This is a genomic window from Leclercia sp. GHBNCSD, from assembly GCF_055805075.1.
Genome location: NZ_JBQVYO010000001.1, coordinates 745,464 through 763,512 on the forward strand (window position 1 = coordinate 745,464; position 18,049 = coordinate 763,512).

Sequence of the window (18,049 nt, forward strand, 5' to 3'; positions counted from 1 at the left end):
GCCCCTCGCAGAAATTATTTCTGTGCAGCCAGCCACGCCATTGCCCTCTCTCCCGCCTCATCCACCGGCAGATAGACCAGCAGCCGCGAGCCGTTGCGCGGAGCAGAGTACCAGTACATCTGCTGGAGATGAAAATCGCCCAGTGCGGGATGGGTAAAGAGCTTGAGCTGGTTTTCCACGCCGCGCACGTCGTTGCGCTGGTGCCACAGGGTTTCAAACTCTTCAGATACTGCAAAGAAGCGTGCCAGTTTGGCCTCCCACTGCGGGTCGCCCCGGTGCTCGGCCATCGCTGCGCGAAAATAGGAGACAAAAATGGGCAACACGTCATCACGCTTGCCCAGCCGGGCGCGCCACGCGGGATGGGTGAGGAAGAGATAGATACAGTTGCGATCTTCCGGCGGAATGGCGTTAAAGTCGACGCCCATCAGGTGGCCGAAGCTGTCATTCCACGCCACGATATCGAAATTCGGTTTCTGGATGCTGGCGGGTTTTGGCATCAGGGTATCGAGCAGACGGCGGGTGCCTTCGCTGATCCCCTCACAGCAGACCGCCTGCGGCGCTTCGCCCGGCGGCAGGCCGGCCAGCAGAAAGAGGTGGCGGGCTTCGGTCGGGGTACATTGCAGCGCTTTCGCCACCGCCGCCATCACCGCGCTGGACGGGTTCACATTCCTGCCCTGCTCGAGCCAGGTGTACCAGGTGACGCCCACATCCGCCAGCATGGCCACCTCTTCACGCCGCAGGCCCGGCGTGCGGCGGCGACCGCTGCGCGGCAGGCCAAGACGCTGCGGATCGAGGCTTTCGCGTCGGGCGCGTAGAAAAGCCCCCAACTGTTTTCGGGTGTCATCCTGCAGTGCGGTGACCGGTTCAGACATCAGCGCCATAGTGCCCCCTGCGTGGTAGTGCCAGTACCAGTATAAGCAAGAACTGGTACCCGTTTATCAGATGGTTGATGCTACGACGCTACGCTGTTTGACGCAATGGAGTCACCATGAATAGGTCAGTTGTTTCACCGGGCCGGGCAGGCCTGATATTGCTGTTAACCGGCCAGATGCTGCCGCTGATCGATACCTCGATCACCAACGTGGCGCTGGATTCCATCACCCACTCGCTGCATGCCACCGCCACCGAGCTGGAGCTGATTGTGGCGCTCTACGGGGTGGCCTTCGCCGTCTGTCTGGCGCTCGGGAGCAAGCTGGGGGATAACCTCGGGCGCCGCCGTCTGTTTATGTGGGGCGTGGCGAGCTTCGGCCTGGCCTCATTGCTGTGCGGGATGGCGGGCAATATCGAGCAACTGCTGGCCGCGCGCATCGTGCAGGGCGCGGGCGCAGCGCTGATCGTGCCGCAAATTCTTGCCACCCTTCACGTGACCCTGAAAGGCACCGCCCACGCCAGAGCCATCAGCCTGTTTGGCGGCATCGGCGGGATCGCCTTTATTGTCGGGCAGATGGGCGGCGGCTGGCTGGTGTCGGCGGATATCGCCGGGCTGGGCTGGCGCAACGCCTTCTTTATCAACGTGCCGATCTGCCTGCTGGTGCTGGCCCTGAGCCGTCACTACGTGCCGGAAACCCGCCGCGACACGCCGTCGCGCATTGACTGGCCGGGCACCGCGCTGCTGGCGGCGATCCTCTGTTGCCTGCTGTTCCCGATGGCGCTCGGCCCGCAGTGGCACTGGTCCTGGCCGCTGAAGGCGATGCTGGTCGTTATTGTCCCTCTGGCCTGGCTGATGGCGCTGAACGCGCGTAAAAAAGAGCGCGAAGGGGCCCACCCGCTGATCCCGCCACGCTTAATGCAGCTCGGCAGCATCCGCTTTGGCGTGCTGATTGCGCTGCTCTTTTTCAGCGTCTGGTCCGGGTTTATGTTCTGCATGGCGCTGACCATGCAGACCGGTCTGGGGATGGCGCCGTGGCAGTCCGGCAACAGCTTTATCGCCCTGGGCGTGACCTATTTTGTCTCGGCGTGGTTTGCCCCGCGCCTGATTGCCCGCTACAGCACCAGCACCCTTCTGCTTACCGGCCTGGCAATTCAGATAACCGGCCTGCTGGCGCTGATCGCCACCTTCCGCATCTGGGGACTGGAGAACACCGCCCTGACCCTCGCCCCGGCCACCGGGCTGGTCGGCTACGGCCAGGCGCTGATTGTGAACAGTTTCTACCGCATCGGCATGCGCGATATTCAGCCCGATGACGCCGGGGCCGCCAGCGCCATTCTCAGCACCCTGCAACAGGCGGCGCTCGGCCTGGGGCCTGCGATATTTGGCGCGATTTTGCTCCACGCCCTGCAAAACCATCACGGGGATTACGCGGAGGCGATTAACCTCTTCCTGGCGGTGGAAACGGGCATGATGGTGGTGCTGGCGCTGGCGACCCTGCGGCTGCGCCATCGTATTAGCCTGCCGGTCACGAAAGCCTGCCACGCGTCCCGATAAGCCCCTGGGTTTGCATAATCGATCCGCAGCCGCCATTATGGCGGCTGCTTTAATACAGGAGATGTTATGCAGGAGTTTATTTCCCTGGTCGAAGAGTCAGGAATTGAAATTAATCACACCACTTCCCTCGTGATTATCTTTGGAATTATTTTTCTTACTTCGCTGATTATTCACTTTATTCTGCACAAAGTGGTATTGCGGGCCTTCGAGAAACGGGCCCGGGCCAGCAGCCATTTATGGCTGCAAATCATCACCCAGAATAAATTATTTCACCGCCTGGCCTTTACCCTGCAGGGGATCATCGTCAACGTTCAGGCGGTATTGTGGCTGCAAAAAGGCAGCGACGCGGCAGAGATATTAACCACCTGCGCGAAGCTGTGGGTGATGATTTACGCCCTGCTGGCGTTCTTCTCGCTGCTGGACGTGATATTCAACCTGTCGCAAAAAATGGCCACCGCCTCCCAGCTGCCGCTGAAAGGCATCTTCCAGGGGATTAAGCTGGTGAGCGCCATTCTGGTGGGGATCCTGATTATCTCTCTGCTGATCGGTCAGTCTCCCGCCATTCTGATTAGCGGCCTGGGCGCGATGGCAGCCGTATTAATGCTGGTGTTTAAAGATCCCATTCTCGGGCTGGTGGCGGGCATTCAGCTCTCGGCCAACGATATGCTCAAGCTTGGCGACTGGCTGGAGATGCCAAAATATGGCGCGAACGGCACGGTGACCGATATCGGCCTGACCACCGTCAAGGTGCGCAATTTTGATAACACGATTACGACCATCCCGACCTGGGCGCTGGTCTCCGACGCCTTTATCAACTGGAGCGGCATGTCAGCCTCCGGCGGACGACGGATTAAGCGCAGCCTGAATATTGATACCACCAGCATTCATTTTCTCGACGAACCGGAACAGCAGCGGCTGATTCAGGCGAAGCTGCTCAAGCCATATATGGCCACGCGCCATGAGGAAATCACCCTGTGGAATCAGCAAAACGGGGAAGGCGAATCGGTGCTGAACCTGCGTAAGATGACCAATATTGGTACCTTCCGCGCCTATCTGAATGAATATCTGCGCAACCATCCGCGTATTCGCCAGGATATGACCCTGATGGTGCGCCAGTTAGCCCCCGACGCCAACGGCCTGCCGATTGAAATCTATGCCTTCACCAACACCGTCATCTGGGCGGAATATGAGGCGATTCAGGCCGATATTTTCGACCATATTTTTGCGGTGATCGATGAATTTGGCCTGCGTATTCACCAGTCGCCCACCGGGAACGATATTCGCTCCCTGGCCGGCGTGCTGGCGAAATAATCAGGTACTGGCGCGGGAAATAAAGCGCCAGTTCATCATCACCCGCTCCGTGGGCGCATCGGGGTTGTCGATTTTGTTCAGCAGCAGATCGACCGCCTTGCGCCCGATATCCCGCGATGGCTGTTCAATGGTGGTCAGCGAGACCATCTCCGACAGCTCGGTGCCATCGAAACCCACCACCGCGATATCTTCCGGCACGCGCAGCCCGGCCTTTTCGATAGCGCGTAACGCTCCCGCGGCCAGGGTATCGGAGACCGCAAATACCGCATCCGGGCGCGGCTCTGTTGCCAGCAGTTTGCTCATCGCCGTCATCCCGGCCGCCGCGCTCAGATCGCTCGCATACTCTACCGCCTGATACGCCAGATCGCGCAGATGCAGCACGCTTTTATAGCCCCGCTCGCGCAGGCGGGCATATTTGTAGCTCAGATCGTGGTTGATAAGCGCAATCCGCTGTCGCCCGCCGTCGGCCAGACGGCTGACCACATGCTGGGAGGCGTCGACATCGTTGATCCCCACACAGGAGACCGCACCCGCATCGGCGTATTCGGCGCACTGTACCCAGGGGGCATCGCCGATGAGTGCCGCCAGTTCGGGGAGGCGGGTGAAGGCATCCATCGTGATAATGCCGTCGACCATTTTGCCGGAGAGCAGGCTGAGCCCCGAGCGGGAGCGTTCAATATCGGAGCCGGAGTTGCACAGCAGAATGCGGTAGCCGTTTTTCTCCGCCTGCTCCTCAATGCCCTTCACCACCTCGGCGCAGAACGGGTTGGCAATGTTGGAAACCATCACCAGCACCATATAGCTGCGCGCCGTGCGCAGCTGGCGGGCCAGAAGATTGGGCTGATAGTTCGCCTCTTTAATCGCCTGCAAGACGCGATCGCGGTTTTTGGCTTTGACGGTATCGCTGTTATTCAGCACGCGCGATACCGTCGCCACCGAGACGCCCGCCAGTTGGGCGATTTTCTGAATTGACATAGCGACGAGTGATCCTGCGGTTTGCGTTTGCAGCAGGCTACCATAAATGGGCTGCCCGGCGCACCGGGCAACGTGTTACTGCGCGACTGCGACCCAGCGCTGCTGCTGATGGCTTTTGACTATCGCATCAATGATATACATGACGCTCGCTCCGTCATGGAAGGTGGCGAACACCGGCTTCTCCGGCATCCTGCCCGTCTGTACTGCCTGATAAAAGTGCGCCATCATATTTTTAAAGGCGTCCGGCCAGCCTTCGATATGGCCGCCCGGGAAGTGGGCGCTGTCGGCCACGTCGCGGTTCATCAGACCCGGATCGTCCGTCAGTACCTGATTGGCCCGGGCGCGATGCCCTACCCATAGCTGCTGGGGCACCTCCTGATCCCAGGCCACGGAGCCCTCGCTGCCGTTCACCTCCAGGCTGAGGCGATTTTTACGTCCGGCACTCACCTGCGAGACGGTAAAGCTGCCCTTACTGCCATCGTCGAAGCGGAACAGCACCGAGCCGAAATCCTCGGTGGTGACGGGTTTGTCTTCATATACCGCCTCGCCCGCCTGGCTGAAGGTCTGATTCCCGGCCAGATTCGCCTTGCGGGTCGGCCAGACGATGGAGAGGTCGGCCATCACGTCGGTGATGCGCCGTCCGGTCAGAAACTGAATGGTGTCGCACCAGTGAGAACCGATATCGGCCACCGCCCGCGATGCGCCCCCGAGCGCCGCATCAACTCGCCAGTTGTAATCGGTTTCCAGCAGCATCCAGTCCTGCAGATAGCTGCCGTGGGCGGCAAAGAGCCGTCCGAGGGAGCCCTGCGCCACCATGCTCGCCGCCTGGCGCACCATCGCAAACTGACGGTAGACAAAGCTCACGCCGTGTATCACCCCCGCCTGTTCCGCCAGCGTGACCAGCTCCCGCGCCTCGTCTGGGGTCATGCACAGCGGCTTTTCGGAGAAAACATGTTTACCGGCACGCAGGATCTGGCGGTTGATCGCCGCATGCAGATGGTTAGGGGTGCAGTTGTGCACCACGTGCAGCTCCGGGTGCGCCAGCAGTGCATCCACGCTGCCGTAGGCGTGAGGAATGTTCAGCGCCCGGGCTTTCTCTTGCGCCTGTTCCAGCGAGCCATCGCAGAGGGCGACCACCTGCACATACCCCAGGCGGCGCAGGGCTTCGATATGCGCCGGGCCGATAAAGCCGCTGCCGATAATGCCGACGTTAATCATGAAGTTCTCCTGCGGCGAAATCGTCGAACGCCCGATCGGATACGGGAATAATGTGGCAGGAGATAAACTCGCGCCCTTCCCGCGCCCCGGTTTCGCCCTCCTTCAGGCAACACTCCCACTCCAGCACCGCCCAGCCGTCGTAGTCGTACTGGGTCAGCTTGCTGAAGATGCCCTTAAAGTCGATCTGCCCGTCCCCCGGCGACCGGAAGCGTCCGGCGCGGTTGATCCAGCTCTGATAGCCGCCATACACCCCGCTGCGCCCGTTGGGACGGAATTCGGCATCCTTAACGTGAAACGCCTTGATGCGGGTGTGGTAGTGATCGATCCAGGTCAGATAGTCGATCTGCTGCAACAGCAGGTGGCTTGGGTCGTAAAGCATGTTACAGCGCGGGTGGTTGTCTACCAGCGCCAGAAAACGCTCGAAGGTGACGCCGTCGTGCAGATCTTCTCCGGGATGAATTTCATAGCAGACGTTAACCCCCTGCTCATCGAACGCATCCAGAATGGGTCGCCAGCGGCGGGCCAGCTCGCTGAACGCCTCCGCAAAACGCGTCTCGTTATGTGGAGGCCAGGGATAGATAAACGGCCAGGCCAGCGATCCTGAGAAGGTGGCGTGGGCGGTTAAACCGAGCCGTGCCGAGGCGACCGCCGCCTTTTTCACGATATCGGTCGCCCAGGCCTGGCGGGCGCTGGCGTTACCGCGCACCGCCGGAGGAGCGAAGTTATCGAACGCCTCGTCGTAGACCGGATTGACCGCAATAAGCTGCCCCTCCAGATGAGTGGAGAGCTCGCTGATGACCAGCCCCTTCTCCGCCAGCCTGCCGCCTATCTCGTCGCAGTAGGTCTGGCTCTCTGCCGCCTGCTCGACGTCAAAAATCGCTTTATGGTTGCAGGGCATTTGCAGCGCTTTGTAGCCCTTTTCCGCCGCCCAACCGGCCAGCCCGTCGAGGGTGTTGAACGGGGGTTGTGCCCCGATAAACTGCGACAGAAAAATACCCGGGCCTTTAATCGTCCTCATACCACCTCCAGAAATTACGCCTTGTCATCGTCATATTTGAACGAGACAAGGAAAACGAGTGCAATCACAGCAGCAGCCACCGCCGGGATCCACCAGAATGTTACCCACGCCTGTGGCACGGCCTGCCCCGCCACCAGGCGGTTGTAGAGCGCGCCGGAAATCTGCGAGCCCAGCAGCATGCCGATACCGTAAGTGAACATCACGATCATGCTCTGCGCCTGGCCTTTGACCTTTTCGCCCGCCACGCGGTCGGTATAGATAAAGCCCACCACAAAGAAGAAGTCATAGCAGACGCCATGCAGCAGGATGCCGAGATAGAGCAGGATGCGCCCCTCTTCACTTACCCCCAGAGCAAACATCGCGTAGCGGACAAACCACGCCAGCATGCCGATCAGCAGCATGTATTTAACGCCCAGACGGCGGAACAGCAGCGGGATCACCAGCATAAAGAAGATTTCGGACATCTGGCCGAAGGACATGGCGGTACTGACATCCGCGATCCCGGCATCCGCCAGGTAAGAGGCGGTATAAGCGTAGTAGGTGCCGAGCGGGACGGAGATCAGCATCGCGCACAGGCAGAAGATAAAGAAGTGACGGGTTTTCAGCAGGGCGAAGGCGTCGGCGCAGAAGAGATCGCGCACCTTCACCGGCATCCCTTTGGCCGGGGCAGGCGTGTGCGGCAGCGTCAGGCTGTAGAGCGCCAGCAGGACGGAGCTGGCCGCCGCCACGTGGAAGATGGTGATGCTTGCGGCCACGCCGGTAACGCCGATAAAGATCCCCGCGACAATCCAGCCGATGGTGCCAAATACGCGGACCACCGGGAAGGTTTTGTCGACGTTCGCCAGGCTGTGGAAAGCGATATTATTGGTCAGCGCCAGGGTCGGCATATAGCAAAGCGTGTAGCCAAACAGCAAGCCGATCAGCAGCGCGCCGTTCTCCGCGATCAGCGCCCCCGGCACGAACCACAGGATCGCCGCCCCGGCCAGGTGCATCACCGCCATCACCTTCTGCGAGGCGAAGAAGCGGTCCACCAGCATTCCGAGCACAAACGGCGATAAAATAGAGGCGATCGGCCCGGCGGAGAAGGCGTCGCCAATCAGCAATGACATGTTGTGCTGGGTCATCACCAGACCGAGCGTTACCGACCAACTACCCCAGATAAAAAATTGCAGGAACATCATCAGGGAGAGGCGCGGTACCAGCAGCCGGTACTCCCCTGTCACCTTTCCACTACTTTCAGTTGTCGACACCATGATAAGCCCCACCCGTAAAAAGTAATCGATTACAAATCGCATCAAGTGAAAAGTAATCGATTACAAAACAAAGATCCTGGGGATCGGTTAAGAAGTGCGAGAGGGGTCACGATAAAGGTGAAGTGGGGCGTGCGGGGGTGCCGGGTGGCGGCTTCGCCTTACCCGGCCTACGGTTTTTATGGAGGCTGGGCAGTTGCAGGTATAGCCTTTTGGCTATATTATTTTATAGCCAGAAGGCTATAAGGAAATCACTATGTGGGAAGTCGAAACAACGGATATGTTTGACGAATGGTTTCACCATCAGAAACAAGACCTGAAAGAAGATGTCCTGGCAGCGTTGCATATTCTTTCTGAGTATGGCCCTCAACTGGGGCGACCATGGGTTGATACCGTTAAGGCATCGCAATACACCAATATGAAAGAGCTACGCATTCAGCATGCAGGCGATCCGATTCGCGCTTTTTTTGCCTTTGATCCCGGGCGTCAGGCCATTATTTTATGCGCTGGCAACAAGACAGTCGCGGGTGATAAGCGTTTCTATAAACGTATGATTAACATAGCTGACGCTGAGTTCAGCAAATATCTGGCGAGTAAGGAGGCCAAATGGCAACGTTAAAAGAACTGATGGCCCAGCAGAGTGAAGAAAGCCAAGAGCGGATAGCCGCTAAGGTTGAAGAATTACGCATTATTGTTGCGCTCAACCAACTGCGTGAAGAGCTCAATATGTCGCAAACAGAGCTTGCCGCCGCGATGGGCGTTAAACAACCTACTGTTGCGAAAATAGAGCAGCCGGATAATGATCCACGCCTTTCTACCCTGAAACGCTACGTTACAGCTTTAGGTGGCGAAGTGAGTATTGATGTCATACTGCCTACCGGCAAGCGGGTCGCATTCCACATTTGATTATTTCTGCCCGGCAAGCGCAGCGCCGCCGGGCAGAAACCGCACTACTTTTTGCGGGAGAGTTTAAACGCCGCAAACAGGAAGACAATCCACACCGGGAGCAGGATCGCCGAGGTGCGCATGCCATCCATGGTGCACATCAGCACCAGGATCATCGCCAGGAAAGCGATACAGAGGTAGTTACCCGCCGGGTAGAGCAGCGCTTTGAACTGCGTCTCGCGCCCTTTGCGGCGCATCGCCGCGCGAAAACGCAGGTGGGCAAGACAGATCATGATCCAGTTCAGCAGCAGCGTTGCCACCACCAGCGCCATCAGCAGGCCAAAGGCTTCGTGCGGCAGCAGATAGTTGATCAGCACTACCAGGGAGGTAATGCCCCCGGAGAGCAGCAGCGAGTTAACCGGCACGCCGCGACGGCTGACGCGGGTTAAAAATTTCGGGGCGTTGCCCTGCACGGAGAGGCCAAACAGCATCCGGCTGTTGGAGTAAACGCCGCTGTTATAGACCGACAGCGAGGCCACCAGAATCACGAAGTTAAGTGCCGATGCCACCAGGTTGCTGTTCAGATCGTGGAAAATCATCACTAACGGGCTGCTGTCCGACTTCACCTCCACCCACGGGTAGAGCGCCAGCAGGACGACCAGCGAGCCAATATAGAACAGCAGAATACGGTAGACCACCTGGTTGACCGCTTTCGGGATGCTCTTGTGCGGATCGCGGGCTTCGGCGGCGGTAATGCCGATAAGCTCCAGTCCGCCAAAGGAGAACATGATCACCGCCAGGGACAGTATCAGTCCTTTCCAGCCGGTGGCGAGGAAGCCGCCGTGCTGCCACAGGTTGTCGATAGTCGCCCGCTCGCCGCCGTGCCCGGAGAAGAGCATCCACAGACCAAAGCCGATCATGCCGATAATCGCCAGCACCTTGATCAGGGCAAACCAGAACTCCGTCTCACCGTACAGGCGCACATTCACGAGGTTGACGGCGTTAATGATGATGAAGAACGCCGCGGCCCAGACCCAGGTGGGTATGTCCGGGAGCCAGTACTGCATATAGATGCCCGCGGCGGTCAGCTCCGCCATGCCCACCAGCACGAACATCACCCAGTAGTTCCAGCCCGACAGGAAGCCCGCAAAAGGGCCCCAGTATTTGTAGGCGAAATGGGCAAAGGAGCCGGAGACCGGCTCTTCAACCACCATCTCACCGAGCTGGCGCATGATCAGAAAGGCGATCATGCCTGCAATGGCATAGCCCAGCAGCACGGCGGGGCCGGCCATCTGAATCGCGGGCCCGATACCGAGGAACAGTCCGGTGCCGATAGCGCCACCGAGAGCGATAAGTTGAATATGTCGATTTTGTAAACCACGATGGAGCGTCGGTGTCTGTTCCGACGCGGCTTCAGCAGCACTTTTGTCTGAAGCGGATGAGGCGTTTCTCACGGCCTGGCCCTGTCTCTTTTTGAGGAAGGGGCACCTTTTAACACTTCAGGCAGACGGGAGCAAGTTAAACGCCGGGCAACGGCTGCTGCCCGGCGGGAGGGGATCACGAACCGATCAGGCCGCCGTCCGCTTTGGTGATGACGACCGTTGACGCCCGGGGACGTCCGTTCGGGTTGTTGTCCGGCCAGTTGGAGACGGCGCGCGGGTTTGCCGGGTCGGTAATGTCGTCCCCGCCCTCACCCGGATGCTGAATATTGATAAACAGCGTGCGGTTATCCGGCGTGAAGGCGATGCCGGTAATTTCGCAGCCGCGCGGGCCCGTCAGGAAGCGGCGATACTCGTTGGTGCCCGGAATGGTCGCCACCATCTGGTTATTGCCCATCCCCTCGTAGGCTTTCTTGTTAATGGTGCTGGAGGAGACGTCAGTCTGGATCCAGAGCACGCCCTGATGGTCAAACGACAGGCCGTCCGGGCTGCCGAATTCGGCCCCCTTCATGCTGCCCTTCGCCTTTTCATCCGTCGTCTCCGTGCGTCCGGCCAGCACCAGAATATCCCATTTGAAACGCAGGGCCGCGGGATCGCTCCCCTCTTCGAGCCAGTGCATGATGTGACCGAAGGTGTTATTGGCCCGCGGGTTGGCCGCGTCCACCGGCGCTTTGCCCTCTTTACCGCGATCGCTGTTATTGGTCAGGGTGCAGTAGACGCTGCCGCTGCTGTGGGGATCGACCGCGATCCACTCCGGCCTGTCCATTTTGGTCGCGCCCACCGCGTCGGCCGCCAGACGGGTTTTGATCAGCAGATCGCCCTGGCTTTCGAAGCCTTTGCTCTTATCCAGCCCGTTCTGGCCGAAAACCAGCGGCAGCCATTCGCCGGAGCCGTCGTCGTTGAAGCGGGCGACGTAGAGCGTGCCGGTGGTCAGTAGCTGCATGTTGGCGTCGCGATCCGCCGGGTTATATTTATTGTCGGAGACAAATTTGTAGATGTACTCAAACTTCTGGTCGTCGCCCATGTAGGTGACCACGCGCTTATCGGCGGCCAGGGTGACAGCGGCGCCTTCATGTTTGAAGCGCCCCAGCGCGGTGTGCTTGCGCGGCGTCGAGTCCGGGTTGTAGGGGTCGATCTCGACTACCCAGCCAAAGCGGTTCGGCTCGTTAGGGGTTTTATCCACGTTGAAGCGGTCGTCCACTTCGCTCCAGCGGTAGGACTCATCGCTGTCGCTGATGCCGTAGCGCTTCTCCAGCGCGTTCCGCTCGCCTTTCTTAACAAAAATATCTGACCAGTTCTCTTCGCAGGTGAGATAAGTTCCCCACGGCGTGTGGCCGTTGGCGCAGTTCTGCATGGTACCGAGCACCCGCTCGCCCTGCGGATCGGCGGCGGTTTTCATTAACTCCTGCTGACGCGCCGGGCCGGTGATCTGCATCGGGGTGTTGACCGTGATGCGGCGGGCGAAGCTGGAAGGACGCACCACTTCCCAGTCACTGCCGTTCTTTTTCACTTCGATAACCGACACGCCCATCGCGTTCTGGCCTTTACGCGCTTTGTCCAGGCTCCAGTTGGCGGTGCCATCGGTAAAGAGCATGCCGTTGTCGATATACTCATGGTTCATCGCCAGCAGGCCGTGGCCGGGATTCTCCTCCCCCTGCGGCAGGCTAAACCACGCCATACCGTCATGGTGCATGCCCGCCTGGGCCGCCTGCTCGTCGGTGGTGTTACTGGCGTCAAATTTGAACGCCGGCATGGCACCCTTGATGCCGGTGGCGTCGCCCCAGCGGTAGAAAGGCCGGGCGATGTAGCCCTCCGGCACCCTCACCGTGTCGTCGGTGGAGACCGGAATGCTGGTAAAGCCGAGCGAAACCGCCTTGCTCAGAGCGGAAGGCTGTGAAACCGCCGCAAGGGCGCTTTCAGGCTTGAGCAGGAACGGGAAAGAGGCGGCGGCACCGGCTACGGCGCCCATCTGCAAGAAGCGACGGCGGGAGAGGAACATCTCCGCCACGCTGGAAAATACCGGGTTAGCGCTGGGATTGCTGACATCGTCACGATGTTCTTTTTTGAATACGGACTTAAGAGGTTTACCCACGATGGCTTCCTTTCTTTTGGCTAAGAAACGATAAAGTGGGAACACTATAAGAACAATTGATTACATTTTTATAACAGTCAGACAGTGGGGCATCCCTGCCCCACTAATAAAGAACGAACTCAGAATTCGTAGCCGACAGAGACCTTAAAGGTGCGCGGCTCACCCTGGAAGAGGTAGGTGCCGCTGTCATCCACGCTTGCCCAATAGTTCTCATCGGTGACGTTTTCGATCCCGGCGCGAACGGTCATCTGGTTCTGGTCATTGTTCACCGCGAAGCGGTAACGCACACCCAGATCCAGCGTGGTGTAGCTATCCAGCTTCTTGCTGTTGGCGAGATCCGCATACTGTGAGCCAGAGTGGTTCACCCGGGCGGTGGCGGTCAGGCCATCGACGGGTTTGATGTCATACTCGGCCCCCAGCACGCCGTAGAAGTTCGGCACGCCAATCGCGTCGTTGCCCTGGTTTACGCCGTTGTTGGTTTTGGTCAGCTCCGCCTGCAGCCAGGTGGCGCTGGCGTTCAGACGCAGGCCCAGCATCGGCTCGCCAAAGATGTTCAGCTCCACACCGCGGTTACGCTGTTCGGCATCCAGACCGTAGTATTTGGTCTGGCTGTCGAGAATGGCGGACGGCATTTTGATCTCAAACAACGCCAGCGAGCCGCCAACGCGACCGAAATCGGCCTTCACACCCACTTCGTTCTGTTTCGAGTGGACGATACCGGTGCTCTGACCGTAGTTGATGGCGGTGTTTGGCGCGGTTTTACCCGGCTGCAGCGCCTCGGTGTGGTTGGCATAGAGCGAGACCGTCTCCCACGGCTTATAGACCACGCCGTAGGTAGGCATCCAGCGGTCGCCATCGAAGCTGTCAGCCGCATTTTCCATCCCGGTGATTTTGTTATAGCCGCGGATCACCACCTTCTGATGACGGGCCCCGACGGTAAACAGCAGTTTATCGTCCAGCACGCCGAGGGTGTCGCTCAGCAGCCAGCCCTGAGTGCGGGTGCGGCCGCTGGTCAGCGGATCGCTGTAGTTGCCGCCTGAGCCGTTGAAGTTGGTGCTCGGCGGCGCATCCACGCCGGTGTTGTGGTAGATGTTGGTGACCGGGTTATCTTTCGCGGCGGACATCTTCCAGGCGATTTTTTCATTTTTGGTCATCGCCGAGTAGCCGACGTTCACCTTGTGCGACACAAAGCCGGTATCGAAGTTACCGCGAATGCCCGCCATGCCGCTTACGCTGTCGCTGATACGGTTGGTATCCAGGCGGGTTGCGGTGGCTTTGCCGCTCCTGTCCACCAGCTTCGCACCGCTGTAAAGCCCCTCTTCATGGGCGTGCTGTGCCCCCAGACCGGTATAGGCGGTCCAGTTATCGGTGATGTCATACTCGCTGCGCCACATGCCGAATTCGTTTTCGATATTGCTGTAGGCCCACTTCTGGGAGTAGTTACGATCGTTTTTCGGCGGCTCCGGCACGAAATCCACGCCGAAGACGTTGACCCCGGTCTCCGAGCCGTGGAAGGTTTTTTTCTGATAACCCAGATCCACGGAACTGCGGAAGTTATCGCCCGCATAGTCGAGGCCGGTGGAGAGCAGCGTGGTGCGGCGGCGGTCGTTGGCGACCGGGGCTTCCCCTTCCCGGTGGACAACGTTGACGCGGGCACCAAACTGGTCGTTGTCACCGAAGCGACGTCCGGCATCCAGGGTAGTACCAATCTGAGAATCGGAGGTGTAGTCCACGCCCACTTTCGCCTGCGGCGTGGCGCCTGCATGTTTCGGCTCAAGGTTGATCATCCCGCCCACGCCGGAGCTGGCCGCACCGTTCATCAGGGAGTTGGCCCCTTTAAAGATCTCTATCCGCTCTACCATCTGCGCGTCCACCACCTGACGCGGCAGCACGCCGGAGAGTCCGCCGAAGGTCATATCATCCCCGTCGAACTTCAGGCCGCGAATGCGGTAGCTCTCCGCGCTGTTGCCGTAGCCCTGCACGGACTGGACGCCCGCATCGTTAGCCACCACGTCGGCTATGGTGCGCGCCTGCTGATCTTCCACCAGCTTCGAGGTGTAGCTGATGATGTTAAACGGTACGTCCATGGCATTTTGCTGCCCGAGCATCCCCATGCGCCCGCCGTTTGCCACCTGCCCGTCAAGGAAGGCCGGCACCAGCTGGTCGCCGCCGGGTTTAAAATCGCTGGGTGCGGCCTGCACCACGAGGGTCTCTTCTTTTTTGCTCTCCGCCGCGACGGCGGAATGGGCGATGGCGCCGATGGCGAGAGCCAGCAGCGTTTTGTTCATTTTTCTGGTGTTGTTCATGATTAACTCTTTCAACGTGCGCGCAAAATGACCCGTCGCCGGGCCTTCGTTGTTATAAAAAGACTATTTCAGAGCGATACGGGCCACGCTGTCGGGCTCGTTAGCCAGACAGCGTTTGACGACGCTGGTCTGCGTGGGGGCTAAAGCAGGTGTTGGGGCGGACAATTTTTGGCTCATCAGGAACATCCTTTACCGTGCAAAAGTATGAAGAGGACGCCTGCATCGCATCGGTTTGCGATTTGGATTTTGGTGTCAGGCCGTCAGGCCAGGGCAGCGTCTCCCGTTAACGCTCAGTGTTCCGTGTGAGAGCTGCCTCACTGTTGCTGCGGGAAGGTCCATACGTGCCCACAAACACTAAAGAGAATGAGAACTATACTCATTATCTTTATATGATCAAGTGTAAACAGGAGCAACAAAGTAAAAAGGGAGATGAGCGCGGGTTACTCTTTGCGGGCTTGCAACACAAAGGGGGAGTCAACCGGCATGCTTTTCAACACCGCAGGCTGGGCACCAGACAGCTCCGCCATCCCCAGCGCCGAAAAGACGCCGCTGTTGATGACCTCATCCGAAAACGGCACATTGCCGTTTTCCTGACGAATAATCGCCTTACTGAGGGCGCGTAATATCTCAGGCGAGGTTACATCCAGCCGGGTGGTGGGCGAGACGCCGAGCGCCTGGCTGACATTCTGGATATAGGCCGTGGTATCGTTGTTATCCTGCGGTGGCGCCCAGCGGGAGATAATTTTGCTGATGGTATCCAGCCCGCGTCGCTGGTAGGAGAGCAGGTTGACCCCCAGCGCGCGTATCCCGTGTTCGGGGGTGGCAAAGGTGGCGAAACGCCCGTCAGTGCCATTCTGCCCCAGCCAGCTAAATGCCCAGCTGGCTTCCAGATTGCCGGGGTTGTTATTGCGAATCCCGCGAACACCTGCGCCTGGCGCCCGCCAGGCGGGACCGGAGCGGCTGTTTTTGTACGCTGACAGGCGATTCATCAACGCGATTTGCTTCTCACTCCAGCCCTGGATACGGGCGTACTGATCCAGCTGACCAAACGAGGCGGGCGTCGCGGCAACGGCGGTCTGGCGGGTATCAGCGGAATTGAGCGTCGGGATAGCGGGCTGCGAAACGATCGGTTGCGATGCGTGGGATACCTGCTGAAAAGAGGCCGGGACGCTGGTCTGCGACGCCCCTGAAGAGGCGGTCTGAGCCGATAGCGTCGCCACTTGCTGCGTGTTCATGCTCTGCTGCTGGACATAGTAATGCGCAATACCGGACATCATTCCCTCTGAAGACTCACCCGTTATCTGTTCGGGCGTTGCCGGGGTCGCGTCGCTTGCCCGGCCTGGAAAACTCAATGATTATTTTTTGTTGAGCATCGATTTCAGATCGGCAAAGGGGTTGTAGGTGGCTGCCCCCACATCCTTTTGCGCATCCTCGCCCGCCACCACGGTAGTTCCGTACATCTCGGCTTCGGTGTACTTCGAATGCTCGTGGTCATGGCAGAACAGGCACAGCAGCTCCCAGTTACTGCCATCCTCCGGGTTATTGGTGTGGTCATGATCGATATGGTGAACCGTCAGTTCACGCAGGTTTGAATAGACAAACTCCCGCGAGCAGCGTCCGCATACCCAGGGATAGATTTTGAGGGCTTTCTCACGGTAGCCGCTTTCCAGCCGCGCGTAGTTTTTGGGGATCAGAGCCATTGCCGGTGTTACCTGTCAGAAGGTGAGACGAGAATGCCCCTACTATATCGCAGAATGGAACCGAAGGTTAAACGAGGTTTCGCGCGATTTTGTAAACCGTTTTCTGGTCATTCGCCGCGGTTTCTTCAGCCAGCCCCTCGCGTACCAGCGCACGTAGATCCTTACGGGCAGTGTTATCGGAAATCCCGAGAGCCTCACTCACGTCAGCGGCGGTATAATCTGTTGTCGACGTTGCCAGCATGATATTCAGCAGCGTGACCTGGCGGGAGGTGAGGCGCGATAATGCACGCGACTCGAACAGGACCCGCTCAATGTTTGCCGCTCTGGTGACCAAATCGTCAACATGCCGCAATAGCTGGTCCAGGGCGCGGCGGATGATGCCGGACTGGTATTCCAGAAAATAGGTCAGGTCCATGCCGTCCGTTTCCGTGTACTGATAGCTTTGCGCATATTTCACCGGAGCGGCATAAAGCAGGCTGCTGATAGAGATGTATTTAAAGGCCTCGTACCCCGATTTCAGCATAAACCAGTAGAACAGCGCCCGGCTGGTGCGCCCGTTCCCGTCCCGGAAGGGATGCTCATGGGCAATCATAAAATGCAAAATGCACGCCTTTACCAGCGGATGAACATATTCCGCGGTACTGTTCACCCAGTCACAAATTCCCTGCAGGCGGGCAGGAAGGCGATCTGCCGCGGGCGGCTGGTGAATCACATTGCCGTCGTAGTCGGCGATCACGATATCGTTTGTCGTACGGAACTCGCCCGGCTGATATTTCGCGTTATTAATCCCTTCCATACCTGTCGCATGAAAACGGCGGATAAGATCGGGTGTCAGCGGTTCATTCAGCAGGTCGGGGATCTCTGCCATCAGCCGCGCATTTCCGGCGATCATATGCTCACCTTCGGTTCGCGGTGCCCGACCGGAACCCAACATCTTCCTGGCCACCAGCGTGGTGGTATTAGCCCCTTCCAGCTGCGAGCTGGTGATCGGTTCATCGAGTTGAAGCTGGATCAGAGCCGCTCCCGCGCCACGTAACCGGTATATCAGGTTATCCAGCGCCAGACGGGTGGCGTGTTTATCCACCCGTTCACAGGTGGCGGAGATGGCAGAAGTCAGCATGAATCCGGCCTGCTCTCCAGCCTCGTTACGGTAAGCGATCCGCTGTAGCGCAGCATCCCTGGCGCGGCGGGTCAATGTCCAGGCAAGCGCGACGTTATCGCGATAGGATAAACGGTGTCTGAATTCATCGAAGGGCAGATAGCGGCCTTTGTCGTCCGTAGTACGCGCGTAGTGCTGGTGGGCAACAATATCTGCGCCCGTCAGGGATTCTAACGGTATCAGTCTGGGAGGACGTTTTATGGACATACTTAAACTATCTCAAAATATCTCATATTTGAGCTAGTTTAACGTAGTTGCGTGAAAAAGCGTG

General features: G+C 58.8%; 15 protein-coding genes. 4 read left to right on the top strand and 11 right to left on the bottom strand.

The annotated features are described in order from the left end of the window. Positions 1-14: 14 nt before the first annotated feature. Positions 15-881 carry a helix-turn-helix transcriptional regulator gene (locus ACT3IC_RS03670; protein WP_156654029.1) on the bottom strand — a complete coding sequence of 289 codons (867 nt, stop codon included), beginning with the start codon at positions 879-881 and terminating at the stop codon, positions 15-17. A 107-nt stretch (positions 882-988) separates the two neighbouring features. On the opposite strand from ACT3IC_RS03670, the gene ACT3IC_RS03675 reads away from it, so the two are divergent. Together ACT3IC_RS03675 and ACT3IC_RS03680 are read left to right on the top strand one after the other, a co-directional pair. After that, positions 989-2,425, top strand: coding sequence for an MFS transporter (locus ACT3IC_RS03675; protein ID WP_473476235.1), 1,437 nt, complete (start codon positions 989-991; stop codon positions 2,423-2,425). A gap of 66 nt (positions 2,426-2,491) precedes the next feature. Continuing rightward, entirely contained in the window at positions 2,492-3,736 is a 1,245-nt protein-coding gene (locus ACT3IC_RS03680; protein WP_473476238.1) for a mechanosensitive ion channel family protein, read from the top strand. On the opposite strand, the gene ACT3IC_RS03685 is transcribed toward ACT3IC_RS03680, so the two are convergent. The 4 genes from ACT3IC_RS03685 to ACT3IC_RS03700 form a co-directional block, all read right to left on the bottom strand. Continuing rightward, the gene (locus ACT3IC_RS03685) at positions 3,737-4,711 is read right to left on the bottom strand and encodes a LacI family DNA-binding transcriptional regulator (protein WP_103178554.1); all 975 of its coding nucleotides are present in this window, start codon (positions 4,709-4,711) and stop codon (positions 3,737-3,739) included. It abuts the gene before it with no gap. A 75-nt stretch (positions 4,712-4,786) separates the two neighbouring features. After that, on the bottom strand, positions 4,787-5,929 hold the full coding sequence (locus ACT3IC_RS03690; RefSeq protein WP_103178553.1) for a Gfo/Idh/MocA family protein: 1,143 nt from the start codon (positions 5,927-5,929) through the stop codon (positions 4,787-4,789). Then, positions 5,922-6,947, bottom strand: a complete 1,026-nt coding sequence (locus ACT3IC_RS03695) for a sugar phosphate isomerase/epimerase family protein (RefSeq protein WP_473476242.1) — start codon at positions 6,945-6,947, stop codon at positions 5,922-5,924. Before ACT3IC_RS03695 ends, ACT3IC_RS03690 begins: the two co-directional genes overlap by 8 nt. A 14-nt stretch (positions 6,948-6,961) precedes the next feature. After that, positions 6,962-8,200 (bottom strand): MFS transporter, encoded by a 1,239-nt coding sequence (locus ACT3IC_RS03700; RefSeq protein ID WP_103181038.1) that lies wholly within the window; start codon positions 8,198-8,200, stop codon positions 6,962-6,964. A 253-nt stretch (positions 8,201-8,453) separates the two neighbouring features. Between ACT3IC_RS03700 and ACT3IC_RS03705 the strand changes: the two genes are divergently transcribed. Beyond that, positions 8,454-8,816: a type II toxin-antitoxin system RelE/ParE family toxin gene (locus ACT3IC_RS03705; RefSeq protein WP_473476245.1), complete on the top strand. Its 363-nt coding sequence runs from the start codon at positions 8,454-8,456 to the stop codon at positions 8,814-8,816. Then, positions 8,804-9,103, top strand: a complete 300-nt coding sequence (locus tag ACT3IC_RS03710) for a helix-turn-helix domain-containing protein (RefSeq protein WP_103178550.1) — start codon at positions 8,804-8,806, stop codon at positions 9,101-9,103. Before ACT3IC_RS03705 ends, ACT3IC_RS03710 begins: the two co-directional genes overlap by 13 nt. A gap of 44 nt (positions 9,104-9,147) precedes the next feature. Here ACT3IC_RS03710 and pheP read toward each other — a convergent pair whose 3' ends face one another. The 6 genes from pheP to ACT3IC_RS03740 form a co-directional block, all read right to left on the bottom strand. Further along, positions 9,148-10,536, bottom strand: coding sequence for a phenylalanine transporter (gene pheP / locus ACT3IC_RS03715; RefSeq protein ID WP_473476248.1), 1,389 nt, complete (start codon positions 10,534-10,536; stop codon positions 9,148-9,150). 103 nt (positions 10,537-10,639) lie between these two features. Next, entirely contained in the window at positions 10,640-12,613 is a 1,974-nt protein-coding gene (locus ACT3IC_RS03720; protein ID WP_103178548.1) for a PhoX family protein, read from the bottom strand. Positions 12,614-12,732: 119 nt separating this feature from the next. Beyond that, positions 12,733-14,919 (bottom strand): TonB-dependent receptor, encoded by a 2,187-nt coding sequence (locus ACT3IC_RS03725; RefSeq protein WP_159339733.1) that lies wholly within the window; start codon positions 14,917-14,919, stop codon positions 12,733-12,735. Between the two features lie 440 nt (positions 14,920-15,359). After that, positions 15,360-16,154 carry a hypothetical protein gene (locus ACT3IC_RS03730; RefSeq protein WP_139156322.1) on the bottom strand — a complete coding sequence of 265 codons (795 nt, stop codon included), beginning with the start codon at positions 16,152-16,154 and terminating at the stop codon, positions 15,360-15,362. 120 nt (positions 16,155-16,274) lie between these two features. Next, the gene (gene yajD / locus ACT3IC_RS03735) at positions 16,275-16,619 is read right to left on the bottom strand and encodes an HNH nuclease YajD (protein ID WP_159339732.1); all 345 of its coding nucleotides are present in this window, start codon (positions 16,617-16,619) and stop codon (positions 16,275-16,277) included. 67 nt (positions 16,620-16,686) lie between these two features. Continuing rightward, positions 16,687-17,985, bottom strand: a complete 1,299-nt coding sequence (locus ACT3IC_RS03740; RefSeq protein ID WP_103178544.1) for a Fic family protein — start codon at positions 17,983-17,985, stop codon at positions 16,687-16,689. Positions 17,986-18,049: the final 64 nt, after the last annotated feature.